Annotated in this window: 25 protein-coding genes; 13 read left to right on the top strand and 12 right to left on the bottom strand. The window is 69.8% G+C overall.

Annotation, left to right across the window (positions count from 1 at the left end; genetic code table 11):
* Positions 1–105: 105 nt before the first annotated feature.
* Positions 106–1,101 carry a MaoC family dehydratase gene (locus ASG52_RS10270; RefSeq protein ID WP_056242595.1) on the top strand — a complete coding sequence of 332 codons (996 nt, stop codon included), beginning with the start codon at positions 106–108 and terminating at the stop codon, positions 1,099–1,101.
* Here ASG52_RS10270 and cysC read toward each other — a convergent pair.
* Positions 1,061–1,690, bottom strand: coding sequence for an adenylyl-sulfate kinase (cysC, locus tag ASG52_RS10265; RefSeq protein WP_056243185.1), 630 nt, complete (start codon positions 1,688–1,690; stop codon positions 1,061–1,063). The two genes, ASG52_RS10270 and cysC, sit on opposite strands and share 41 nt — an antisense overlap.
* Before the next feature lie 172 nt (positions 1,691–1,862).
* On the opposite strand from cysC, the gene ASG52_RS10260 reads away from it, so the two are divergent.
* Positions 1,863–2,528, top strand: a complete 666-nt coding sequence (locus tag ASG52_RS10260; RefSeq protein WP_056242592.1) for a hypothetical protein — start codon at positions 1,863–1,865, stop codon at positions 2,526–2,528.
* Positions 2,529–2,692: 164 nt separating this feature from the next.
* Here the strand turns inward: ASG52_RS10260 and ASG52_RS10255 are convergent, their stop codons facing one another.
* The 5 genes from ASG52_RS10255 to ASG52_RS10235 all read right to left on the bottom strand — a co-directional run bounded on the left by ASG52_RS10255 (position 2,693) and on the right by ASG52_RS10235 (position 8,554).
* Positions 2,693–4,936, bottom strand: a complete 2,244-nt coding sequence (locus ASG52_RS10255; protein ID WP_056242590.1) for a xanthine dehydrogenase family protein molybdopterin-binding subunit — start codon at positions 4,934–4,936, stop codon at positions 2,693–2,695.
* On the bottom strand, positions 4,929–5,975 hold the full coding sequence (locus ASG52_RS10250; protein WP_056242588.1) for an FAD binding domain-containing protein: 1,047 nt from the start codon (positions 5,973–5,975) through the stop codon (positions 4,929–4,931). Before ASG52_RS10250 ends, ASG52_RS10255 begins: the two co-directional genes overlap by 8 nt.
* Positions 5,972–6,481, bottom strand: coding sequence for a (2Fe-2S)-binding protein (locus ASG52_RS10245; protein ID WP_056242586.1), 510 nt, complete (start codon positions 6,479–6,481; stop codon positions 5,972–5,974). Before ASG52_RS10245 ends, ASG52_RS10250 begins: the two co-directional genes overlap by 4 nt.
* Positions 6,482–6,562: 81 nt before the next feature.
* Positions 6,563–6,943 (bottom strand): CopM family metallochaperone, encoded by a 381-nt coding sequence (gene copM / locus ASG52_RS10240; RefSeq protein WP_056242585.1) that lies wholly within the window; start codon positions 6,941–6,943, stop codon positions 6,563–6,565.
* A gap of 219 nt (positions 6,944–7,162) precedes the next feature.
* A complete protein-coding gene (locus ASG52_RS10235; protein WP_056242584.1) occupies positions 7,163–8,554 on the bottom strand; it encodes a cytochrome P450 in 1,392 nt (463 codons plus the stop codon).
* A 124-nt stretch (positions 8,555–8,678) separates the two neighbouring features.
* Between ASG52_RS10235 and fumC the strand changes: the two genes are divergently transcribed.
* The 3 genes from fumC to ASG52_RS10220 all read left to right on the top strand — a co-directional run bounded on the left by fumC (position 8,679) and on the right by ASG52_RS10220 (position 10,593).
* Positions 8,679–10,109, top strand: a complete 1,431-nt coding sequence (gene fumC, locus ASG52_RS10230; RefSeq protein ID WP_056242582.1) for a class II fumarate hydratase — start codon at positions 8,679–8,681, stop codon at positions 10,107–10,109.
* Between the two features lie 62 nt (positions 10,110–10,171).
* A complete protein-coding gene (locus tag ASG52_RS10225) occupies positions 10,172–10,360 on the top strand; it encodes a DUF4169 family protein (protein WP_056242580.1) in 189 nt (62 codons plus the stop codon).
* Complete coding sequence (locus ASG52_RS10220; protein WP_056242578.1) at positions 10,357–10,593, top strand: ribbon-helix-helix domain-containing protein; 237 nt, start codon at positions 10,357–10,359, stop codon at positions 10,591–10,593. Before ASG52_RS10225 ends, ASG52_RS10220 begins: the two co-directional genes overlap by 4 nt.
* A gap of 2 nt (positions 10,594–10,595) precedes the next feature.
* Here the strand turns inward: ASG52_RS10220 and ASG52_RS10215 are convergent, their stop codons facing one another.
* The 3 genes from ASG52_RS10215 to ASG52_RS10205 form a co-directional block, all read right to left on the bottom strand.
* Complete coding sequence (locus tag ASG52_RS10215; protein WP_056242574.1) at positions 10,596–11,096, bottom strand: MmcB family DNA repair protein; 501 nt, start codon at positions 11,094–11,096, stop codon at positions 10,596–10,598.
* Between the two features lie 278 nt (positions 11,097–11,374).
* Positions 11,375–12,151: a cobalamin-binding protein gene (locus ASG52_RS10210; protein ID WP_056242572.1), complete on the bottom strand. Its 777-nt coding sequence runs from the start codon at positions 12,149–12,151 to the stop codon at positions 11,375–11,377.
* A gap of 64 nt (positions 12,152–12,215) precedes the next feature.
* A complete protein-coding gene (locus ASG52_RS10205) occupies positions 12,216–12,737 on the bottom strand; it encodes a DedA family protein (protein WP_056242571.1) in 522 nt (173 codons plus the stop codon).
* A 121-nt stretch (positions 12,738–12,858) separates the two neighbouring features.
* Between ASG52_RS10205 and pdxY the strand changes: the two genes are divergently transcribed.
* From pdxY to ASG52_RS10190, 3 genes are read left to right on the top strand one after another with little or no spacing between them, the layout of a single operon-like run.
* Positions 12,859–13,710, top strand: a complete 852-nt coding sequence (gene pdxY / locus ASG52_RS10200; protein WP_056242569.1) for a pyridoxal kinase PdxY — start codon at positions 12,859–12,861, stop codon at positions 13,708–13,710.
* Between the two features lie 12 nt (positions 13,711–13,722).
* Positions 13,723–14,640 carry a PhzF family phenazine biosynthesis protein gene (locus tag ASG52_RS10195; protein WP_056242567.1) on the top strand — a complete coding sequence of 306 codons (918 nt, stop codon included), beginning with the start codon at positions 13,723–13,725 and terminating at the stop codon, positions 14,638–14,640.
* On the top strand, positions 14,630–15,361 hold the full coding sequence (locus ASG52_RS10190; RefSeq protein WP_056242566.1) for an NUDIX hydrolase: 732 nt from the start codon (positions 14,630–14,632) through the stop codon (positions 15,359–15,361). Before ASG52_RS10195 ends, ASG52_RS10190 begins: the two co-directional genes overlap by 11 nt.
* 93 nt (positions 15,362–15,454) lie before the next feature.
* Here the strand turns inward: ASG52_RS10190 and ASG52_RS10185 are convergent, their stop codons facing one another.
* Both ASG52_RS10185 and ASG52_RS10180 read right to left on the bottom strand, forming a co-directional pair.
* Positions 15,455–15,823 carry a hypothetical protein gene (locus ASG52_RS10185; protein ID WP_056243182.1) on the bottom strand — a complete coding sequence of 123 codons (369 nt, stop codon included), beginning with the start codon at positions 15,821–15,823 and terminating at the stop codon, positions 15,455–15,457.
* Positions 15,824–15,911: 88 nt separating this feature from the next.
* Positions 15,912–16,628: a VOC family protein gene (locus tag ASG52_RS10180; protein ID WP_156383880.1), complete on the bottom strand. Its 717-nt coding sequence runs from the start codon at positions 16,626–16,628 to the stop codon at positions 15,912–15,914.
* A gap of 322 nt (positions 16,629–16,950) precedes the next feature.
* On the opposite strand from ASG52_RS10180, the gene ASG52_RS10175 reads away from it, so the two are divergent.
* On the top strand, positions 16,951–18,507 hold the full coding sequence (locus ASG52_RS10175) for a 2-isopropylmalate synthase (protein ID WP_056242562.1): 1,557 nt from the start codon (positions 16,951–16,953) through the stop codon (positions 18,505–18,507).
* A 199-nt stretch (positions 18,508–18,706) separates the two neighbouring features.
* Positions 18,707–20,542, top strand: a complete 1,836-nt coding sequence (ilvD, locus tag ASG52_RS10170) for a dihydroxy-acid dehydratase (protein ID WP_056242560.1) — start codon at positions 18,707–18,709, stop codon at positions 20,540–20,542.
* Between the two features lie 16 nt (positions 20,543–20,558).
* Here the strand turns inward: ilvD and ASG52_RS10165 are convergent, their stop codons facing one another.
* Complete coding sequence (locus ASG52_RS10165) at positions 20,559–21,398, bottom strand: transglutaminase-like domain-containing protein (protein ID WP_056242558.1); 840 nt, start codon at positions 21,396–21,398, stop codon at positions 20,559–20,561.
* Positions 21,399–21,598: 200 nt separating this feature from the next.
* Here ASG52_RS10165 and ASG52_RS10160 point away from each other — a divergent pair, with 200 nt between their 5' ends.
* The 3 genes from ASG52_RS10160 to ASG52_RS10150 are packed head-to-tail and all read left to right on the top strand — an operon-like array spanning position 21,599 to position 23,151.
* Complete coding sequence (locus tag ASG52_RS10160) at positions 21,599–22,399, top strand: heme ABC transporter permease (protein ID WP_056242555.1); 801 nt, start codon at positions 21,599–21,601, stop codon at positions 22,397–22,399.
* Positions 22,400–22,411: 12 nt separating this feature from the next.
* Positions 22,412–22,555, top strand: a complete 144-nt coding sequence (ccmD, locus tag ASG52_RS10155; protein ID WP_056242552.1) for a heme exporter protein CcmD — start codon at positions 22,412–22,414, stop codon at positions 22,553–22,555.
* Positions 22,552–23,151 (top strand): DsbE family thiol:disulfide interchange protein, encoded by a 600-nt coding sequence (locus tag ASG52_RS10150; RefSeq protein ID WP_056242550.1) that lies wholly within the window; start codon positions 22,552–22,554, stop codon positions 23,149–23,151. Before ccmD ends, ASG52_RS10150 begins: the two co-directional genes overlap by 4 nt.
* Positions 23,152–23,158: the final 7 nt, after the last annotated feature.

The raw sequence follows: 23,158 nt of genomic DNA, 5'->3' as shown, positions 1-23,158 counted from the left end.
CAGGATGAGTGGGTTGGGTGGGATGCAGGCCTGCATGCGCTCGCTGGTCCGGGTACGGCCGGACATGATAGCCGGTCGGCAACCCGTCACGCCGCGCGGCAGCCCATGGCCCTTCTCACCTTCGACGACCTCGCCCCCGGCCAGGAATACAAGGCCGGCCCGGTCACCGTAACCCGCGAGGCGATGATCGCCTTTGCCCGCGAGTACGATCCGCAGCCCTTCCATCTCGACGAGGCGGCGGCCCAAAAGACCTTCGTCGGCACGCTGATCGGCTCCGGCTGGCAGACGGCCGCCGTCGGCATGCGGCTCTTCGCCGAGGCGCTGGTCGGGCATGCCACCTCCATGGGCGCGCCCGGCATCGACCGCTTACGCTGGCTCAAGCCGGTGCTGCCGGGCGACGCGCTCTCGGCGACGATCCGGGTCGAGGAGACCCGCGCCTCCGCCTCCAAGCCCGACCGCGGCATCGCTCGCTTCAGCCTGACGCTCGCCGACGCGCGCGGCGAGGCGGTGATGACCCAGAACTTCGCGGCACTCTTCGCCCGCGCCGGCGCCAGCCCGGAGCCGCGCGAAGTCACCCTCGACACTGATACGGCGCCTGTGACGGAGGCGCAGGATGCGGAACTCTTCCCCTATCTCGGCGAGGCCGAGATCGGCCGCGTGCGGGCGCTCGGCGCCCACCGCTTCGACGCCGAGGCCATCGTGGCGTTCGCTCAGCGATACGATCCGCAGATCTTCCATCTCGATCCGGACGCCGCGCGGGCCACGCATTTCGGCGCGCTGTGCGCCTCCGGCTGGCAGACGGCGGCGGTGTGGATGAAGCGGCTGCACGCCACCTTCGCCCGCGACCTCGCGCTCACCGCCCGCTCCGGCCCGGTGCCGCAGCTCGGGCCCTCGCCCGGCTTCAAGGACATGCGCTGGCGGCAGCCGGTCTACGCAGGCGACACGCTCACCTATGCCTGCCGCCTGATCGACCGGCGGTCGTCCGCCTCGCGCCCCGGCTGGGGCATCGCCACCCACCACAACACCGCGCACAACCAGCGCGGCGAGTTGGCCTTCGAGTTCACCGGCTCGGTGTTCTGGCAGTGGGCTCCGCCGCGCTGAGGTTCAGCAAAGCCGCGATCAGGGGCTCGGCCGAATCCGCTACCGCGCGGCCGCGGGTGGCGAGCGTCAGGTCGGGCGCCTCCGGCGGCTCGTAGGGCGCCGAGATGCCGGTGAAGTTCGGGATCGCCCCGGCGCGGGCCCGGTCGTAGAGCCCCTTCGGATCGCGCGCCTCGCAGACCGCGAGCGGCGTGTCGATGAAGACCTCGAGGAACGGCACGTCGCCCGCGATGTCGCGGGCCGTCTGCCGCTCGGCCCGAAAGGGCGAGATCAGCGAAACGATGACGACGAGCCCGGCCTCCGCCATCAGCCGGGCGGTCTCGGCGGCACGGCGGATGTTCTCGGCCCGGTCGGCGGCGGTGAAGCCGAGATCGCGGTTGAGCCCGTGGCGCAGGTTGTCGCCGTCGAGCACCATGGTGTGGCGCCCGGCCTCGGTGAGCGCCCGATCGACGGCGTCGGCGATGGTCGACTTGCCCGCCCCCGACAGCCCGGTGAACCACGCGATCACCGGCCGCTGGCCCATCCGCTGCCAGCGCCGCTCGCGCGGCTGCAGCGTCTGCCAAGTGACGTTGGAGGCAACGGTGGAAGCCATGCTCTCGAGCGCGACCTTCGGCTTGCGGTTCGGTACGGCCAAGCGGATCGTCCTCCGGCGGATGGCGTTGGCGGGGAGGATGCCCTATTTGCGCCCGCTCGACAAAGGATGTCGTCGCCGGCCCTTCCATACCCGAGCCCGCGCCCGCGCGGCGTTTCAAAGAACCCGACGCATGGCGCCCCTGTTCTTCATCCACCTGCCGAAGACCGGCGGCACCAGCCTGCGCCAAGCGGCGGCGCAGATCTTTCCCGCCGACAAGCTGCTGATGGCCTACGGGCGCGACGCCAAGACGACGAGCCCATTCGCCAACCGGATCATGCATTACAGCCCGGAGATGCCGATCGAGCAGAAGGTCGTGGCGCTGGCAGAGTACATCGTCGAGAACGACATCGCGTTCTTTTCCAGCCACATGAGCGCGGCCTACCTGCCCTGCTACGACCCGGCCCGCGCCTTCGCGCTGTTTCGCCCGGTGCCGGATCAGGTGCTGTCCTACTACGCCTTCCAGAAGGCGCAGGGGCGCACCGCCGAGAGCTTCGAGGCGTTCACCGAGCGGCCGGAGAACCAGAATATCCAGGCGCGGTCCTTCGGCATCGCCGACCTCGACACGGTCGGCGTCGTCGGCATCCTCTCGGATTACGACCGCTTCGTCGCCCGCCTCAACGCGCGCTTCGGCACGACCTTCCCGGTGCTCCACCGCAACAAGCGCTCCATCGTCAGCCGGCTGACGGGGCCCTCGCTCGACGAGGCGGCGCGAGCGCGGCTGGAGGCGCTGAACCCGGAGGACGTGGAACTGTACCGCCGCGCCGAGGCGCGGTGGCGGCGGGACGTGGGGGAGTAGGGCGGCGCCTGTTTCTCTTATCCCACCCACGACCTCATCCTGAGGTGCCGCGTAGCGGCCTCGAAGGAGGGCTCCAGGGATCGCGCGCGGGCTGGAGCCCTCCTTCGAGGCTCGGCCTTCGGCCGAGCACCTCAGGATGAGGGGATTTGTTCGGTGGGGGCGGCCTACCCCAGCACCTTGTCCAGCGTGATCGGCATCTTCCGCACCCGGACCCCGGTCGCGTGATACACCGCGTTGGCGATGGCGCCGGCCGTGCCGGTGATGCCGATCTCGCCGACGCCCTTGATGCCGAGCGGGTTCACGTGCGGGTCGTGCTCCTCCACGAGGATCGCCTCGATCGAGGGCACGTCGGCGTTCACGGGCACGTGGTACTCGCCGAGGTTCGGGTTCATCACCCGGCCCGAGCGCGGATCGACCACGGCGTTCTCGTGGAGCGCGAACGACACGCCCCAGATCATGCCGCCGTAATACTGGCTGGTGACGAGGCGCGGGTTGACGATGCGGCCGGCGGCGAAGGCGCCGACGAGGCGCGTCACCCGGATCTGGCCGAGATCGGGATCGACGGTGACCTCGGCGAAGACCGCGCCATGGGCATGCATGGCGTAGGATTCGCGCGAGGCCGGATCGGGCGCGCCCTTCCCCGAGGCCGAGACCGAATTTTTTTTGGCCCGCGCCAGGATGTCGGAGAACGACTCGCCACGGCTCTCGTCGTCCCGTCGGATCAGGCGCCCGCCCGCGGCGTAGACGCCGGCATTGCCGGCGCCGAACAGTGGCGAGCGCTCGTCGGTGGTGGCGAGCTCCGAGAGCTGCGCCAGCACGGCGGCGGCGGCCGAGTGGATCGCCGAACCAGCGGTGGCGGTGTGGGCCGAGCCGCCGGCGATGCCGCCGTTCGGCAGGTCCGAGGAGCCGCTCTGGAAGTCCAGCCGGTCGAGATCGATCCCGAGGCCGTCGGCGGCGATCTGGGCCAAAGCCGTCCAGGCGCCTTGCCCCATATCGTGGGCGCCGATGGCGACGGTGCCGGAGCCGTCGGCGCGGATTTCGGCGCGGGCCTCGGCCTGCATCATCAGCGCCGGGAAAAGGGCGGTGCCGACGCCCCAGCCGACGAGGCGCCCGGCCCCATCGCTCATGGAGCGCGGCTCGGGCGAACGTCGATCCCAGCCGAAGCGGGCCGCGCCCTGCTCGTAGCATTCGCGGAGCGCCTTCGAGGAGAACGGCCGCTCCGAGATCGGCTCGGCCTCGGCGTAGTTCATCTGGCGGAAGACGAGCGGGTCGATGCCGCAGGCCTCCGCCATCTCGTCGATGGCGGCTTCGAGTGCGGCGCTGCCCGACGCCTCGCCGGGGGCGCGCATGAACAGCGGCGTGCCGGTATCGACCCGCACGCCCGAATGCCCGGTCGAGAGCGAGGGCGCCTTGTAGAGGTAGCGCGAGAGGGCGCTCGCCGGCTCGTAGAAGTCGTCGAAGCTGCTGGTGGCGGTCAGCGTGTGGTGATCGAGCGCGGTCAGCGCGCCCGATCCGTCGGTGCCGAGCCGCAGCGTCTGGCGCGTCTCGGCGCGGTGGCCGACCGGGCCGAACATCTGCTCGCGGCGCAGCACCAGCTTCACCGGCCGGCCCACGTGCTTGGCCGCCATGACGCCGAGCACCTGGGGCCCGGAGAGGAAGCCCTTCGACCCGAACCCGCCGCCGAGGAAGGGCGAGCGCACCAGGATGTTCTTCGGATCGATGCCGAACAGGCCGGCGAGCCGCATCGTCGCCATCGCCATGCCCTGGCTCGGCGTGTCGACGGTGAGCCGATCACCGTCCCACTGCGCCACGATGGCATGGGGCTCCATGGCGTTGTGGTACTGCGCGGGCGTCTCGTAGACGGCCTCGATCCGCCGCTCGGCGTTCTTCAGCCCCGCCTCGACATCGCCCTTGCTCGCGGCGGTCTTGTCGCCCGCGCCCACCGCCTCCGGCTGGTGGGCCTCCGCCGTATCGAGGCCGATGCGGGGCTTTTCCGTCTCGTAGCGGGGCGCCAAAAGCTCGGCGCCCTCGGTCGCGGCCTCCAGCGTCTCGGCGATCACCACCGCGATCGGCTGGTGGGCGTATCGGACGCGGTCGTTCTGGAGCAGGTCGAGCCGGAAGGTGAAGGGATCGTTCTTGGCGTCCGGGTCGGAGGCAAGCTTCGGGGCGTTGCCCGGAACCATCACATCGACGACCCCCGGATGGGCCTTGGCCGCCGCCACATCGAGATGGGTGACGCGGCCCCTGGCGATGCGACTCACCGCGATGACCGCGTGCAGCATTCCTTCGGGGCGGTTGTCGGCGGCGAAGGTCGCCCCGCCGGTGACTTTCAGAAACCCGTCGCGGCGGGTGAGCGGCTGGCCGATGCTCGACCCGTGCCGGGCCTGCTCGGTGGCGATGTCAGGCATGGAGCGTCTCCTCGAAGGCGGAGGCCGGCAGGGCGGGCATGCGCTCCGGCGTGCCGGCGGCGGCGCGGGTGAGCGTGCGGACGATCAGGCGGCGGGCGAGTTCGATCTTGAAGGCGTTGTCGCCGGAGGGTTTCGCCTCAGCGAGGGCTGCGTCGGCGGCTTGGCGGAATATGTGCTCGTTCGGTTCGGCACCGTAGAGCACGGCTTCCGCCGCCCGCGCCCGCCAGGGCTTGAGGGCGACGCCGCCGAGGGCGAGGCGGCCCTCCGTGATGCGCCCCTGGTCGAGCCGCAGCGAGGCGGCGGCAGAGACGACGGCGAAGGCGTATGAGGTGCGGTCGCGGATCTTCAGGTAGCGCGAATGCCCGGAGAAGGCTGCGGCCGCCGCGGGCAGGCGGACCGCTACGATCAGCTCGCCCGCCTCCAGCACTGTCTCGCGCTCGGGCGCGTCGCCCGGCAGGCGGTGGAAGGCTTCGAGCGGCACCTCGCGGGTGCCGTCCTTGCCGGCGATCTCCACGGCGGCGTCGAGCGCCACTAGAGGCACGCAGAAATCGGAAGGGTGGGTGGCGATGCAGTGCTCGCTCCAGCCGAGCACGGCGTGCAGCCGCGTCTCGCCGCCCTGCGCCTCGCAGCCGGCGCCGGGCTGGCGCTTGTTGCACGCGCTGGCCGGGTCGTAGAAGTACGGGCAGCGGGTGCGCTGCATCAGGTTGCCGGCAACCGTCGCGGCGTTGCGCAACTGCGCCGAGGCGCCCGAAAGCAGCGCCTCCGCCACCGACGGATGGGCGCGGGCGAACGCAGTGTCGTAGGCGAGATCGCTGTTGCGCACGAGCGCGCCGACGCGGAACCCGCCCTCCGGCAGTCGATCAATCCGGTCCAGATCGGGCAGGTGGGTTACGTCGACGAGGCGAGCAGGCCGGGTGACGCCGCCCTTCATCAGGTCGAGCAGGTTGGTGCCGGCGGCGAGATAGGCCGCGCCCGGCTCAGTGGCCGCCGCCACCGCCTCGGCGATGGTGCGCGCGCGGACATAGTCGAAGCGGTTCACGCGGCTTCTCCCTGCTGCTCGGTTCCCATCTTGGCTTGCGCGTCGAGCACGGCTTGCGTGATGCCGATATAGGCGCCGCAGCGGCAGAGGTTGCCGCTCATCGCCTCGCGCACCCGCTCGGGATCGTCGCCCGCGTGGCCTTCGCGGATCAGGCCGACGGCGCTCATGATCTGGCCCGGCGTGCAGAAGCCGCACTGGAAGCCGTCATGGGCGATGAAGGCGGCCTGGACCGGATGCAGCGCGTCGCCCTGCGCCAGCCCCTCGATGGTGGTGATCTCAGCGCCGTCGAGGCTGACCGCGAGGCTGAGGCAGGAATTCACGCGCCGTCCGTTCACCAGCACGGTGCAGGCGCCGCACTGGCCACGGTCGCAACCCTTCTTCGAGCCGGTGAGGCCGAGGCGCTCGCGCAGGAGATCGAGGAGGGTGACGCGGGGATCGTCGAGGGCGATGTCGTGCCGCGTGCCGTTGACGCTGAGCGACAGGGACAGGCTGGATGATGCTTCCACGGGCGGGCTCCCACTCTGGAAGCGTTTCAATTAGCCCAAGGGGCCCGGCCGGCCAGTGCGGTGCGAAACGGTCGCAGCGTTTCAGCGCGCCTTGGCGGCCTCTTTCTCCTTCAGGAATTTCTCCATGAAGGCGATCTCGGCGTCCTGCGAGCGGACGATGTCCTCGGCGAGCTTGCGAATCTCGGGGTTCTTCGAGTGCTCCAGGGCGACCTTCGCCATGGCCACCGCGCCGCGATGGTGGGGAATCATCCCGCGCACGAAATCGACATCGACGTCGCCGGTGTAGCGGATCGCCATCTCCTCGTGCATCCGGGCATCGGCCGCGCGGAAGGCACGGGTGGCCGGCGTCTCGTTCGCGGCGGGCTTGGCGCCGTGGTCGTGGTGATGGTGCGAGCCTTCCGCGAAGGCGAGGCTTGCAAGCCCGCAGGCGGCAAGGGCAGCGAGGATCGGCAGGGTCTTCATCACGTCTCCCGTTTTAAGTCTCGGAGCCTGTTCGGCGCATTCATCCCGTCCAATCCCCTCATCCTGAGGTGCCGCAAAGCGGTCTCGAAGGAGGGCCCCAGTGTATCGCGCGATCCCTGGAGCCCTCCTTCGAGGCTCCGCTACGCTGCGCACCTCAGGATGAGGGTGAGGGTGGGAACGGGTGAAGCATCGATCCGCCCCGGCTTCGTAGAACCATGTTCAGTGCCGGCGCTCGGCTTTCATCCGCAGGCCTTCCTTCGGCCGCAGGGTCACCCGGTGCAGCGGCGTCACCGGCGGGTGATCCTGCGGCAGGGTGAGACGCACGGCGCGGACCACGTGGGCCAGCACCAGCGTCGCCTCCTGCAGCGAAAAGCTCTGGCCGATGCAGATGCGGGGCCCGGCGCCGAAGGGCAGATAGGAGAAGCGCCGCACGGACTCGCGCCGCTCGCCGAGGAAGCGATCCGGGATGAAGGCATCGGGCGCCTCCCACAGCTTCTTGTGACGCTGCATCACGTAGGGCGCGATGATGACGGTGGAGTTCCTCGGAATCTTCACGCGCCCGATCCGGTCGTCGCGCAGGGCCTGACGGCTGAGGAACGGCACCGGGGGAAACAGCCGCATGGTCTCCTCCATCACCGCCTTGGCGAAGGGTAACCGGTCGAGGCTCATCGCGCCGTCCTCGCCCAGAGCCGCGTCGGCCTCCGCTTCGAGGCGATCCCGCACGCTCTCGTCCTGCGAGACGCAGTAGAGCGCCCAGGTCAGGGCGTTGGCCGTGGTCTCGTGGCCGGCGGCGATGAAGGTGACGATGTTGGCCTTCACCTCCAGATCCGACAGGCCCTTGCCGGATTCCGGGTCCTGTGCGGCGAGCAGCAGGGTCATCAGATCGTGGGGCGCCTCGCCACGGGCGAGCGCGGCCTTGCGCCGGTCCAGAAGCTCATCGACCACTTCGGCGAAGTAGCGCAAAGCCGGCCGCGCCTTCAGCCGCCCGAGGCGGGGCACGAAGCCCGGCACGCCGAACACGTCGAGGGGGTCGATCGGTCCGATCGATTCGAGCAGCCGCGTCAGCGCCCGCCCGAGCGCGTCGGGGTCGCCGGAAAGGCCCTGCGTGAAGATCGTCCGCTCCAGCACGTCGAGCGTGGTGCGGGTCATCTCCAGGACGACATCGATGCTGGCGCCGTCGCGCCGGGCCAGCCGCTTGGCGACGCGGGCGCCGGCCTTGTCCATCTGCGCGACGAAGCCCGCGACGTGCCGGGCGGAGAAGATCGGCGCCAGAGTGCGCCGTTGCAGACGCCACTCGTCGCCCTCCGCCGTGAGCAGGCCGTTGCCGAGGCCCGGTGCCAGCACCCGGCGCTGAAGGTCGTCCTTGCGGTAGTTCGCGCCGTTCTCGACCAGCAGGTAGCGCACGAGGTCGGGGTCGCTCACGACCGTGATGCGCCCCATCGCCCCCTCGCCCGCGACGACGAATTCCTCGAAGTGGGCCTGCATCCAAGTGGCGATGGGGTTCTCGCGCACCGCCTTGAGGAAGGCGAACAGGCCGAGCGGCCGGGTCAGCGGCGGCGGCACCTTCGGCCGGAACGGCGAGGCTGCCGTGAGAAGAGCCGTGTCCTGCATCGGCGGGGCGAACCTTCGCGGTGACGGAGCGGGGGATGCGTCACGCCTGTTTTGCGGGGCACCATCGCGCTCGGGTATCGGCTTCGTTAAGTAGGGGCCGATCCGAGCCAACGAAGAGGCCACGATGTCGCCGCACGAGTCCCAAGCCGCCGAGTCCCGCGTCGAGACCCGCACGGAATCCGACACCTTCGGCCCGATCGAGGTGCCGGCCCACCGCTACTGGGGCGCGCAGACCCAGCGCTCGATCCAGAATTTCAAGATCGGCACCGAGCGCCAGCCGGCGCCCCTGGTCCATGCCTTGGGTGTCGTGAAGCAGGCGGCCGCCCTGGTGAACAAGGATCTCGGCGGGTTGGATGCCAAGGTCGCCGATGCCATCGCCGAGTCGGCCGCGGAAGTGGTCGCCGGCAAGCACGACGACGAGTTTCCGCTGGTGGTCTGGCAGACCGGCTCCGGCACCCAGTCCAACATGAACGCCAACGAGGTCATCGCCAGCCTCGCCAACGAGCGGCTCGGGGGCAAGCGCGGCGGCAAGTCGCCGGTCCACCCCAACGACCACTGCAACCGCGGCCAGTCCTCGAACGACACCTTCCCGACCGCCATGCACATCGCGGTCGCCCGCGAGGTGCAGGAGCGCCTGATGCCGGCGCTCACCCATCTACACGGAGCGCTCGATGCCAAGGCGAAGGCGTTCGAGAGTATCGTCAAGATCGGCCGCACCCACCTTCAGGACGCGACCCCGGTCTCGCTCGGCCAGGAATTTTCGGGCTACGCCGCGCAGGTGTCGCTCGGCGGCGCCCGCGTCGCCGCGACGCTTCCGGGCGTGCTGGCGCTGGCCCAAGGCGGCACCGCCGTCGGCACCGGCCTGAACGCCCATCCCGAGTTCGCCGAGCGCTTCGCCGCCAAGGTCGCGGAGCTGACCGGGCTGCCCTTCACGAGCGCCGAGAACAAGTTCGAGGCGCTGGCGACCCACGACGCCCTCGTCTTCCTCCAGGGCGCGCTCTCGGCGCTCGCCTCGGGCCTGTTCAAGATCGCCAACGACATCCGCCTGCTGGGTTCGGGCCCGCGCTCGGGTCTCGGTGAGCTGTCGCTGCCGGAGAACGAGCCCGGCTCCTCGATCATGCCGGGCAAGGTCAACCCGACCCAGTGCGAGGCGCTGACGATGGTCTGCGCGCAGGTGATCGGCAACGGCACCACCGTCAGCTTCGCCGGCTCCCAGGGCCATTTCGAACTCAACGTGTTCAAGCCGGTGATCGCCAACGCCGTGCTGCAATCGGTGCGGCTCTTGGCCGACGCGGCGGTGAGCTTCACCGACAACTGCGTCGTCGGCATCAAGGCCAATGAGGACAAGATCGCCGACCTGATGAGCCGCTCTCTTATGCTGGTGACGGCGCTCGCGCCCTCGATCGGCTACGACAAGGCCGCCGAAATCGCCAAGACCGCGCACAAGAACGGCACCACCCTGAAGGAGGAGGCGCTGCGGCTCGGCTACGTCACGGACGAGGAGTTCGAGCGCGTGGTGCGGCCGGAAACCATGCTGGCGCCCGGCGCCGAATAGGCGCAAACTCCTGTTCCGGCGCGGGAAACATCCTGCGCCGGACCTGTGCGGAGGACGATTCGGTGGCCGAGATCATCAACCTGCGGCAGGTGCGCAAGGCCCGCGAGAAGGCCGAGCGCGAGGCCAAGGCCGCCGAGAACCGCGTGCTGTTCGGCCGCCCGAAGAAGGCCAAGACGCTCGCCGAGACCCGCAAGGCGATCGAGGCCACCCGCCACGAGGGCCACCGCCTGAGCGAACCCGACAAGGAATGACCGACGGACGGCCCGCGCCCGAGGGCGTCGCCAAGCGCTCCGTCATGATCGCGGGCCACCGCACCAGCGTCTCGCTGGAGGCGGAGTTTTGGGAGGCGCTGCAAGAGATCGCCCGGTCGGAAAACCTGTCGGTGCAGGCGCTCATCGGCCGGATCGATGCGGAGCGGGCCGGGCGCAACCTATCCTCGGCGATTCGCGTGCACGTGCTGCGAGCGGTGCAGGGACAGGGCTGAACCTACAGCGCGCCCTCGCGGATCGCGCCGGGATCGGCCAGCGCGTGCAGCAGCCCGGCGGCGAAATGGGCGAAGCGCAGGGTCACGGCCTTGCGCCGCGGGCCGCTCAAGGGATGGGCCGCGGGCTCGCGCAGGATCGCAGCGCCGAAGGAATCGGCGACGATGAGGCCGCATTCCTCCGGGATCAGGCTTTCGGGCACGCTCTCGGGGATCGCAAAGAAGAAGCGGTCGCAATAGTCGCGGTAATCCGGCCATTTCCGGTCGGCGCGAAAGTCGGCGACGCTCGATTTGATCTCGACGATGGTGAGCTTTCCGGCCCCGCATAGGGCGATCACGTCGGCCCGGCGCCCGTTGGCGAGCGAGAACTCCGGCAGCGTCACACAGCCCATCTCGGCGAACAGGCGGCGCACCCCGCGCTGGATGTGGAGCGCGGTCGGCGATTGCCGCCGGTCGGGCGGCAGGACGACATGCGCGAGGGCCGGCGACGCGAGGGCTGTGGACATAGCGGGGCGATGGCTTGCGGGTGGGGCCGAATCATGACGGGCCCATTTGGCAGGCGAGCGCGGCGGCTGTCACCTGCGGCGATGTCTCGCGTCGGCGCGGAGTCGTCCTTGAACCCTCTCCGCCGTCATTCCGGGGCGCGAAGCGAACCCGGAATCCACCCGTGATGCGACGGCTGTACAAGCGTCACGGCCAGTCGTGGATTCCGGGTTCCGCTGCGCGGCCCCGGAATGACGGCGACGGATAGCAGTACCCACATCGACCGAATGCCGGCCCGCGTCTAACCCAACGCCGCCCGGATCGCCTCGAACCCCTCCGTCAGCGCCGCCGGGCCCGGCTGGAGGATCAGCGGGGATTTGATCTCGTGGATGCGCCCGGCCGCCACCGCGGGGATCGCGTCCCAGCCCGGCCGGGCGCGGATGCGGTCGATGTTGACGCGCTTGCCGCACCACGAGGCGAGAATCACGTCGGGTGCCGCCGCGATCACCTGCTCTGAGGTGACGATGCGGTCCTTGGCGGCCTGCATCCGGCTCAACGCCGGAAACACATCGCGCCCGCCGGCATGCCCGATCAGGTCGGACACCCAGCCGATGCCGGAGATCATCGGCTCGTCCCACTCTTCGAAATACACCTTGAGCGGCGCCCGCCCGGCGCTCTCGGTGGAGGCCGCGTCGAGGCGCGCCTCGTAGGAGCGGGCCAAGGCTTCCGCCCGCTCGGCCGTGCCGACGAGGGCGCCCAGCGTGCGGATCATCGCGAGGCAGCCGGCCACGTCGCGCTGGTTGAACAGGTGGACCGCGATTCCGGAGCGGGCGAGGTTCGCGACGATCTCCGCCTGGAGATCCGAGAAGGCCAGCACGAGATCGGGTTCGAGCGCGAGAATTTTCGGAAGGTCCGCGCTGGTGAAGGCCGAGACCCGCGGCTTCTCCTTGCGCACGCGGGCCGGGCGCACGGCGTAGCCCGAGACGCCGACGATGCGGCGATCCTCTCCCAGCAGGTACAGCGTCTCGACGGTCTCCTCGGTCAGGCAGACGATGCGTTCGGGCGGGAAACGGCGCATCGATAAGCCTCTGTTGTGCCGCGCTTTCGTTCGACGAACCGGCGTCCACTTCGTCGGAAGGCGCTCACTGCTTGAACCACGTCAGCAGCCCGGCGCCGGGGGCGAGCATGAGGAAGCCCCAGACGAAGGCCGAGAGCCAGTTTGCGATCTGGAACGGGATGCGGTTGACCCCGAAGGAGCCGGCCACCAACGGCACTACGGCGCGGGCCGGGCCGATGAAGCGCCCGATCGCCACCGCGCCCGCGCCCCAACGGCGCAAGAAGTCTTCCGCCTTGTCGGTTATCTCCGGGTAGCGCTTCATCGGCCAGACTTTCTTGACGTCGTCCTTGAAGTAATGGCCGACCTCGTAGGAGACCCAGTCGCCCAGCCCCGCACCGATGCCGGCCCCAATCACCATCGGCCAGAACGGCAGGTCGCTCGATCCGATCAGCGCGCCGATGGCGAGCAGGATGAAGGTCGCGGGCACCAGCAGCGACAGGAAGGCCAGCGATTCGCAGAAGGCGATGGCTCCGGTGACGAGCGGCGCCCAGGCCTTATGCGTCTCCACGAAGGTCAGCACGGTCGTCTTGATCGTCTCGAAGTCCATGCCGTCCCCGGTGCCGCTAGGCTTAAGCGCATCGAAGCCGCAACGCGCGGCGCGCCCATGGGATGCGTCACATCGCGCATCGGGTTACGAAAGCGGTGCAAGACGACACATCCGGAGCGTCATGAAGGTCCTGTCGATCCAGTCGCACGTCGCCTACGGCCATGTCGGCAACGCCTCCGCGGTCTTCCCGATGCAGCGGCTCGGCGTCGAGGTCTGGCCGGTGCACACGGTGCAGTTCTCCAACCACACCGGCTACGGGAAGTGGCGCGGCCGGGTGTTCGACGGGCCGGCCGTCGAGGAGGTGGTGCAGGGCGTGGCCGAGCGGGGCGCCCTGAAACACTGCGACGCGGTGCTCTCCGGCTATATGGGCTCGGCCGATATCGGCACGGCGATCCTGCGGGCGGTCGCCGCCGTGCGGGCGGCCAACCGCGAGGCTTTGTATTGCTGCGATCCGGTGATCGGCGACACCTATGCGGGCGTCTACGTGCGGCCGGGCATCGCCGACTTCATGCGGGATCAGGCGGTGCCGGCGGCCGACATCCTCACGCCGAACCAGTTCGAGCTGGACCTCATCGCCGGGACGCCCACCGACACGCTGGCGGGCGCCAAGGCGGCGGTCGGTGCGGTGCAGGCGCTGGGTCCGCGGGTCGTGCTCGTCACTTCGCTCACCACCGCCGAAACGCCCGCGGACGCCATCGACATGATGGCCGGCGAAGGCGGTTCGTTCTGGCGAGTGCGCACGCCGCGGCTCGACCTCAAGGCGGTGTCCGGTGCGGGCGATGCGGTGGCCGCGCTCTACCTCGTGCATTACTGGCGCACCCGCTCGGCGGCCCTCGCGCTCGGCATGGCGGCGGCCTCGATCCACGGGCTGCTGCGCCGCACGGCGGAGGCCGGCGCCGAGGAACTGCTGACCGTCGAGGCGCAGGAGGAGTTCGTCGCCCCGACCAGCGCCTTCCCGGTCGAGACCGTCTGACAAGGATTTTCGATGCCGAAACGCCGCTTCGCCACCCTCGACGTGTTCACGGACACGGCGCTGGCCGGAAACCCGCTCGCGGTGGTGCTCGACGGCGACGGCCTGGACGCGGCGGCGATGCAGGCCATCGCCCGGGAGTTCAACCTGTCCGAGACGGTGTTCGTGACGGCGCCGAGCGAGGCGCGCCACCGGGCGGCGCTCCGCATCTTCACCCCGGCCCGCGAGCTGCCGTTCGCCGGCCACCCCACCGTCGGGACCGCGGTGCTGCTAGCGCTCCACGACCGCAACGAGAAACCCGGCATCGACGCCCTCGCCTTCGGGCTGGAGGAGCGGATCGGCACCGTCTCCTGCGTGGTCGAGACGGGGGCCGACGGGCGCTCCGGCCGCGCCCGGTTCAAGCTGCCGGTGCTGCCGCGCTATCTCGGCGAGGCCGCGGAGGCCGGGGCACTCGCCGAAGCGCTGGGGCTGTCGCCCTCCAAGATCGGCTTCCACCGCCATCACCCGAGCCGGCACGGGGCGGGCCCGGCCTTCACCTTCGTGCCGCTGGCGAGCCGTGACGCGTTGGACCGGGCGCGGATCGACGAAGCGGGCCTCGCCCGGCTCTTTCCCGAGGAAGCCGACGCACTCTACCTCTACGCCCTCGACCCCGAGGGGATCGGCCGCCAGTATCAGGCTCGGATGTTCGCCCCGCGCCTCGGCGTGCGCGAAGACCCGGCGACGGGGAGCGCGGCGGCGGCCTTCGCGGGGGTGCTGACGCAGTTCGAGCCGCTCGGCGACGGCACCCACGACGTGTTGATCCGCCAGGGCGTCGCCATGGGCCGCCCGAGCGTCATCGATCTGCAGGTGGTCATCTCCGACGGCGCGCTGCGCTCCGTCGAGATCGGTGGAGCCGCCGTGCTGGTCTCCGAAGGGACACTGCATGTCGATTGAGGGCGAGACCCTGCCCGCGCCGGGCTTCTCCCTGACGCCGCTCAGACAGATCGCGGCCCGGCTCGCCCCCTACGACTGGGCCTGGGCCCGCGACAACGCGGAGGCGATCGACCGCAACTGGGCGCGGCGCCTGGAAAAGACGCCGGGCCTGTTCGACGGTCCGGTCTATCTCGCAAGCGGCTGCGCCATCGCGGACGGGGCCTGCGAGGCGGCGTTCTTCGAGGCGCGCTACTCCCGCTTCATCGCCTTCCGCGACGCGGGCGTGCCGGACGCGCTGGTGGCCAACGCCTTCGCGGCGATCGTCCCGCACACCGCCGACGGCGCGGTGGTGCTCGGCGTGATGGGCGCCCACACCGCCAATGCCGGCCAGATCTACTTCCCCTGCGGCACGCCCGACCCCGGCGACCTGCGCGACGGCGAGGTCGTGGACCTCGCTGGAAGCGCCGAGCGCGAGTTCCTGGAAGAGACCGGCCTGTCCCTACCGGAGGGGGCGGCGCAGGACTGGGTGCTGCTGCGCGGCGACGGTCAACTCGCCTTCCTGCGCCCGGTCCGGTTCGATGGCGACGCCGCGGCCTTGACGGCCCGCATCGATGCCCATCGCGGCCACGAGGACGAGCCCGAACTCGCCCACAGCGTCGTTGCCCGCTCGCGGGCCGACATCGACGCGGGCCGGATGCCGGGCTTCGTCCAGGCCTATCTGGCGAGCGTTTTTCCGGAGTGAGACCAGCGCCTTTATCCCACCCATGCCCCTCATCCTGAGGTGCGGAGCGAAGCGGAGCCTCGAAGGAGGGCTCCAGGGATCGCGCGTGTGCGCCTACCGATACCCGTACCGCGCCTTCGCCGCCGCGTGCAGGCGCAGCGCCTCCGCTTCGCGGCCGGCCGCGCAGGCGTCCGCCGCCTTGCCGAGATCGGCGCCGAAGCGCGTGCCGACCGCCTCCGACAGGTCGCCGGTCCGCACGTCGCCCGCGACGATGGATTGCGTCCGGGCGATGATGGGGCCGCAACCGGCGCCGGGCGTCAGGTCGGCGATCACGGCTGCGGGGGCCGCAGCGACGGCCGCGACCGGCGGCGGCGCGCTCGATTGGCAGGCGGTAAGCGACACGCCGAGGGCGGCGAGAACGAGGGCGGAACGGGTCGAGGGCACGGCGGGTCTCCCTGCGGTCGAACGACGAACGGCCGGCATCTCGCGGACAAGCTTGACCGTGAAAGGGTTCTGCGCGTGCGTTCCTTGCGGGTCAATCATCGATAGCGCCCGACCCTCGATCTCCCGATCAGATGGCGTGGACGACTTCGATATGATGTCCGTCGGGATCGCGAAACGACGCGGCGTAGTAGGCGCCGCCGTCGTAGGGCGCCTCGACGCTGGTTGCGCCAAGACTGAGGGCGAGGGCGTAGATCAGATCGACGTGGTCGTCTCCCGTCGCCGAGAAGCTGACCAAGCTGCCATTGCCGATATCGCCCCGATGGCCCTCCGGTTTGCTCTCCACGGTGAATGCGAAGCGGTTCGTTGCATGCCAGGAGACTCGGCGCCCAAACGCATGGGTCTCGCCGAGTCCCAATGCTTCTGCCAGCGGATCGTAAAAGTCCTTGGCCCGCTTCAGGTCGTCGGTCCACAATCGGACCGATAGGGAAACCGGTTCGTTCTCCAGGCGCCGGCGGATGGCGTCACGGTCCGGCAAATCCGCTTCGCTTGGCGGCACGCTCGGGTCGTCGGCTGCGGCGCGGTCCCGTGTCTCCTTATCCATGCCGGCGATCAGCCATCGCAACAACGCTGCCATCCGCTCGGGATGAGCGCCCGCGAACGAACCGCCGTCGCCGGCTTCGATCCGAGCCAGCGTGCCGGCCAGTTCCGCGCGCCGCGCTTCGGTGGTCTTCTTGGCACCCCATGCACCTTCTGGAATGTCGACATCGCTTCCCTCCGGCACCGGTGATCCCTGTCGGCGCCCATCCCGATCGTCACCGGCGACGGATCGGATCGCCGTCATCATCCGTTCAATGCCTGCGCTTGTCACACTCCCCACCAATCGATACATACGCGAACCCTGGTCGCGGGCCCCTTGCCGGCGAGTCAGCCCCTGAGGAGACCGAGCGTGGCCCCTGGCCGCTCCGTGCAGACGATCGACGGCGCCGCTTTCGCGGCCGCGTCGTCCTGCGCGCTCATCCTCGTCGGCCTGCTTCTTAGCCGCCCCTGAGGGCCGTCCGGGCGCGTGCCTGGGCTCTCAGGGGATGCCGCTCGAACCCGGAAACGACAGGCTTATTCCGGCGCCGCTCCTTAACCGAGTCGAGCGCGCCGGCCGCGAGGGAAGACCCATGGCGAACATCACTCCCAAGGACCGCGTCGTCATCTTCGACACGACGCTGCGCGACGGCGAGCAATGCCCCGGCGCCACCATGACGCTCGACGAGAAGCTGGCGGTGGCCGAAGTCCTCGACGGAATGGGCGTCGACATCATCGAGGCGGGCTTCCCCATCGCCTCGAACGGCGATTTCGAGGCCGTGTCCGAGATCGCCCGGCGCACCAAACGCGCAACGATCGCCGGGCTCGCTCGCGCGATTCCCGCCGACATCGCCCGTGCGGGCGAGGCGGTGCGCCACGCGCAGCGGGGCCGCATCCACACCTTCGTCTCGACCTCGGCGATCCACCTCGCCCACCAGATGCGCAAGACGCAGGACGAGGTGATCGAGATCATCCTGAAGACCGTGGCCCAGGCCCGCGACCTCGTCGAGGACGTGGAATGGTCGGCCATGGACGCGACCCGCACCGACATCGATTACCTCTGCCGCTGCGTCGAGGCGGCGATCCGCGCGGGCGCCACCACGATCAACCTGCCCGACACGGTGGGCTACGCGACGCCCCAGGAATACGGCGCGATGTTCCGCTCCGTGCGCGAGCGCGTGCCGGACGCCGACAAGGCGATTTTTTCTGTGCATTGCCACAACGATCTGGGCTTGGCGGTCGCGAACTCGCTCGCGGGGCTGGAGGGCGGCGCGCGCCAGATCGAGTGTACGGTCAACGGCATCGGCGAGCGGGCGGGCAACGCGGCGCTCGAAGAGATCGTCATGGCGATCCGCACGCGGGCCGACGTGATGCCCTACGACACCGGCATCGACACGACGATGCTGACGCGGGCCTCGAAGCTCGTCAGTCACGCGGCGAACTTTCCGGTACAGTACAACAAGGCCATCGTCGGCCGGAACGCCTTCGCCCACGAGAGCGGCATCCATCAGGACGGCATGCTCAAGCATTCCGAGACCTATGAGATCATGACACCGGCCTCCGTCGGGCTCGCCAAGACCTCGCTGGTGATGGGCAAGCATTCGGGCCGGGCCGCGTTCAAGTCCAAGCTGTCGGAACTCGGCATCTCGCTGTCCGACAACCAGATGCAGGACGTGTTCGAGCGGTTCAAGGATCTGGCCGACCGCAAAAAGCACGTCTACGATGAGGACATCGAGGCGCTGGTCGATCAGAACCTCGCGACCGCCCACGACCGGATCAAGCTGGTCTCGCTGTCGGTGATCGCGGGCACGCGCGGGCCGCAGCGCGCGACGATGAAGATCGAGATGGACGGGCGCACCTTCACGGAAGAGGCCGACGGCAACGGGCCGGTGGACGCGGTGTTCAACGCCATCCACGCGATGGTGCCGCACGACACCACGCTCGAACTCTATCAGGTCCACGCCGTGACCGAGGGGACCGACGCGCAAGCCGAGGTCTCGGTGCGATTGAAGGCCGGCGAGCGCTCGGTGACGGCCCGCGGCGCCGACCCGGACACGCTGGTCGCCTCGGCCAAGGCGTACCTCTCGGCGCTGAACAAGCTCTCGGCGGCCTCCGTCCGGCTGCACGCGCAGCACGCCGCGGTGGTGTGATCTCCTCGGCGTGATCCCACCCTCTCCCTCATCCTGAGGTGCTCAGCCAACGGCTGAGCCTCGAAGGAGGGCTCCAGGGATCGCTGTGACTACTGGAGGCCTCCTTCGAGGCTCCGCTTCGCTTCGCACCTCAGGATGAGGGTGTGTCTTGGAGGATCGGCCCAGCGGCCGATCCGGCTCGAACAGTCGATCAGCAAAAATGCCCGCCTATCGCTCCCGCACCACCACCCACGGCCGCAACATGGCCGGCGCCCGCGGCCTGTGGCGGGCCACCGGCATGAAGGATTCGGATTTCGGCAAGCCGATCATCGCGGTGGTGAACTCGTTCACGCAGTTCGTGCCCGGCCACGTCCACCTGAAGGACCTCGGCCAGCTCGTCGCCCGCGAGATCGAGCATGCGGGGGGAGTCGCGAAGGAATTCAACACCATCGCGGTCGATGACGGCATCGCCATGGGCCATGACGGGATGCTGTATTCGCTGCCGTCCCGCGAACTCATCGCCGATTCGGTCGAGTACATGGTCAACGCGCATTGCGCCGACGCCATGGTCTGCATCTCGAATTGCGACAAGATCACCCCAGGCATGCTGATGGCGGCGCTCCGCCTCAACATCCCGGCGGTGTTCGTCTCCGGCGGACCGATGGAGGCCGGCAAGGTCGTGATGAACGGCATCACCCGCAAGTTCGACCTCGTGGACGCCATGGTGGCGGCGGCCGACGACCGGGTATCGGACGAGGACGTCGCGATCATCGAGCGCTCGGCCTGCCCGACCTGCGGCTCGTGTTCGGGGATGTTCACGGCCAATTCGATGAACTGCCTGACGGAAGCGCTCGGCCTGTCCTTGCCCGGCAACGGCTCGACGCTGGCGACGCATGCCGACCGCAAGCGGCTGTTCGTGGAAGCCGGGCACCTGATCGTCGATCTCGCCCGCCGTTACTACGAGCAGGACGATGCCGGCGTGCTGCCGCGCTCGGTCGCTAGCTTTGCCGCGTTCGAGAACGCGATGACGCTCGACATCGCCATGGGCGGCTCGACCAACACGGTGCTGCATCTGCTCGCCGCCGCGCACGAGGGCGAGGTGCCGTTCACCATGGCGGACATCGACCGGCTGTCGCGGCGCGTGCCGGTGCTGTGCAAGGTCGCCCCGGCGGTGGCCGACGTCCACATGGAGGACGTGCACCGGGCCGGCGGTATCATGGCGATCCTGGGCGAACTCGACCGCGCCGGCCTGATCGACCGCAGCGTCGGCAACGTGAGCGCGGGCACGCTGGGCGAAGCCCTCGACCGCTGGGACGTGACCGTGACCCGCAGCGAATCGGTCCAAACATTCTTCCGCGCGGCGCCGGGCGGCGTGCCGACGCAGGTCGCTTTCAGCCAGGATTCGCGCTGGGACGACCTCGACCTCGACCGCGAGGGCGGCGTGATCCGCGACGGGGCGCACGCCTACTCGCAGGACGGCGGACTCGCCGTGCTCTACGGCAACCTCGCGGAGGACGGCTGCATCGTGAAGACGGCGGGCGTGGACGCCTCGATCCTCACCTTCACCGGCACCGCCCACGTGTTCGAGAGTCAGGACGCCTCGGTGGACGCCATCCTCAACGGGCGCGTGAAGGCCGGCGAGGTGGTGCTGATCCGCTACGAGGGCCCCCGCGGCGGGCCGGGCATGCAGGAGATGCTGTATCCGACGAGCTACCTAAAATCGAAGGGCCTCGGGAAGGCCTGCGCGCTGGTCACCGACGGACGCTTCTCCGGCGGCTCGTCGGGCCTCTCCATCGGCCACGTCTCGCCGGAGGCGGCCGAGGGCGGGTTGATCGGGCTCGTCGAGCAGGGCGACCGGATCGAGATCGACATCCCGAACCGGCGCATCCATCTCGCCGTGGACGAGGCGGTGCTGGCCGAGCGCCGCGCGGTGCGCGAGAAGGACGGCTGGAAGCCGGCGGCGCCGCGCAAGCGCAAGGTGAGCACGGCCTTGCGGGCCTATGCGATGCTGGCGACGAGCGCGGCGAAGGGGGCCGTGCGGCGGCTCGAGGAGTGATCCGCCGAGGCCAGACTCAGGCCGCCCGATCGAGTCGGGCCGCGCTGGGCTCGGTCACCTCATCCGTATGCACCTCGAACTGCACCAGCCGCGCCGAGCCGAAGCTGGTCGAGATCGCGCAATCGGTGGCGTCGCGGCCGCGCGCCATGACGATGCGGCCGATGCGGGGCGTGTTGTGGCGAGCGTCGAACGTGTACCAGCGGCCGTCGAGATACACCTCGAACCACGCGGAGAAATCCATCGGGTCCGGCACGGCCGGAACGCCGATGTCGCCGAGATAGCCGGTGCAGTAGCGCGCCGGGACGTTCATGCAGCGGCAGAACGCGATGGCGAGATGGGCGAAGTCGCGGCAGACGCCGACCTGCTGGGTGTAGCCGTCGAAGGCCGTGCGGGTGGCGTCCGCCAGCTGGTAGTCGAAGCGGATGCGCGCGTGGACGTAGTCGACGATCGCCTGAACCCGCGCCCAGCCTTCCGGCGTGTGGCCGAAGAGCTGCCACGCGGTGGCGCAGAGCCGATCGGTGTCGCAGTAGCGGCTGCCGAGCAGGAACGGCATCACGTCGTCGGGCAGCTCGTGAATCGGGATTTGGTGCGCGTCCGGCACCACCGGGTCGGGCCGGCCTGAATCGTCCACGAGGAAATCGGCCGAAAGCGCGATCCGGCCCGCGGGCGCGAGAATGCGGGTGACGACGTTGCCGAACGCGTCGAGCGACTGGCGCTGCGGCACCTGCGGATCGATTCGGATGGTCTCGGGGCTGCGCAGATCCATCTGGCGCGACGGATGAACGTTCAGGAGGAACGACATCGGCGTCGGAGCGAGGGTCTCGAAAGTGATGTCGTAGCCGGTGCGGATCAGCATGACCGTGCCTTGAAATGAAAGCTGTGGCGCGGAGATCGACGATTGGTCGAGCCCGGGGGCCGCTCTGAGACCTCGCCAGAAAGTCGGATCGCACCGCGCCGTTCCGATCCACCGTGCACAAATGTTGCGCAGTGCAACCCGTCGGCCGCGCGCAAGGCGCGCATTGCTGGTGCAGCGCAGCACGCGGTATGGGTAGGTCCATGTGGACCGCCCTCTGGAACCGCCTCGCCCAACCGGGCCATTTCCTGCGCTGGTCGGGCGCGACCCTGCCCTGGCTCGCCGGGCTGTCGGCCGTGCTGCTCGCTTTCGGCCTGTACCTGACCTTCTTCACCGTGCCGCCGGACTACCAGCAGGGCGACACGGTGCGGATCATGTACATCCACGTGCCGGCCGCCGTGCTCGGCATGGGCTTCTACGGGGCGATGGCGCTCTCGGCGATCGGCTCGCTGGTCTGGCGCCATCCGCTCGCCGACGTGTCGCAGCGCGCCGCCGCGCCGATCGGGGCCGCCTTCACCCTGATCTGCCTCGTCACCGGCTCGCTCTGGGGCAAGCCGATGTGGGGCACCTATTGGGTGTGGGACGCGCGGCTGACCTCGATGCTGGTGCTGTTCCTGCTCTATTGCGGCATCATCGCCCTGTGGCGCACCATCGAGGACCCGAGCCGGGCGGCCCGCGCGGTCTCGATCCTGACGCTCGTCGGCGCGGTGAACCTGCCGATCATCAAGTTCTCGGTGAACTGGTGGTCGACGCTGCATCAGCCGGCCTCGATCCTGCGCATGGGTGGGCCGACGCTGCATTCCTCCATGCTGTATCCGCTGCTGGAAATGATCCTGGCGATGACGCTGCTCGGCGTGACGCTGCATCTCCAGGCGATGCGCACCGAAATCTACCGCCGCCGGGTGCGCAGCCTGCTGATCCGGCAGGCCGAGCGGCTCGATGCGGGGGCGCAGGCGCCCGTCGCCCGCGCCGCGGCTGCGCTCCCCGTGGGCCAGGCGATCTGAGGGACGGAGCCCATGGAGTTCGGACCCTACACCCCGTTCATCGCGGGCGCCTTCGGCTTCACCGCCCTGGTGCTCGGCGCGCTGATCCTCCACGGCTGGCGCGACGGTCGGGCGCAGAAGCGGGCGCTCGCCGAATTGCAGGGTGAGCAACCATGAGTACGACCCCGACCCTTGAGCGCCCCCGGCGCTCGTTCCTCGTCCTGTTGCCGGTCGTCGTCTTCGCGGTGCTGGCGGTGATCTTCTTCGTGCGCCTGCGCTCGGGCGCCGACCCGGCCGCCCTGCCCTCGGCGCTGATCGGCAAGCCGGTGCCGGCCTTCGCGCTCGGCCCCGTGACGGGCCTGCAGGCCAACGGCCAGCCGGTGCCGGGGCTGGCGAGCACCGACCTGAAGGGTCAGGTGACGGTGCTCAACGTCTTCGCCTCGTGGTGCGCCCCCTGCCAGATCGAGCACCCGATGCTGATGCGGCTGGCCCAGGAGCCGGGCATCCGCCTCGTCGGCATCGACTACAAGGACCCCGGCGACGCCGGCCGGCGCTGGCTGGAGCGCCACGGCCTGCCGTTCGCCGCCGTCGGCGCCGACGCGACCGGGCGGGCCGGGATCGATCTCGGCGTCTACGGCGTACCCGAGACCTTCATCATCGGCCCCGACGGCACCATCCGCGACAAGCTCGTCGGCATCCTGACGCCGGAGAATTATTCCAATGTACTGGAGCGCATCCGCGCCGCTGGCAAACCGGCCCCCGTGACGAACTGACCGGGCG

It is taken from the genome of Methylobacterium sp. Leaf456 (genome assembly GCF_001425465.1).
GTDB lineage: Bacteria > Pseudomonadota > Alphaproteobacteria > Rhizobiales > Beijerinckiaceae > Methylobacterium.
The sequence above is the reverse complement of the archived record's forward strand: the minus strand, read 5'-3'. Positions and strand labels throughout refer to the sequence as shown.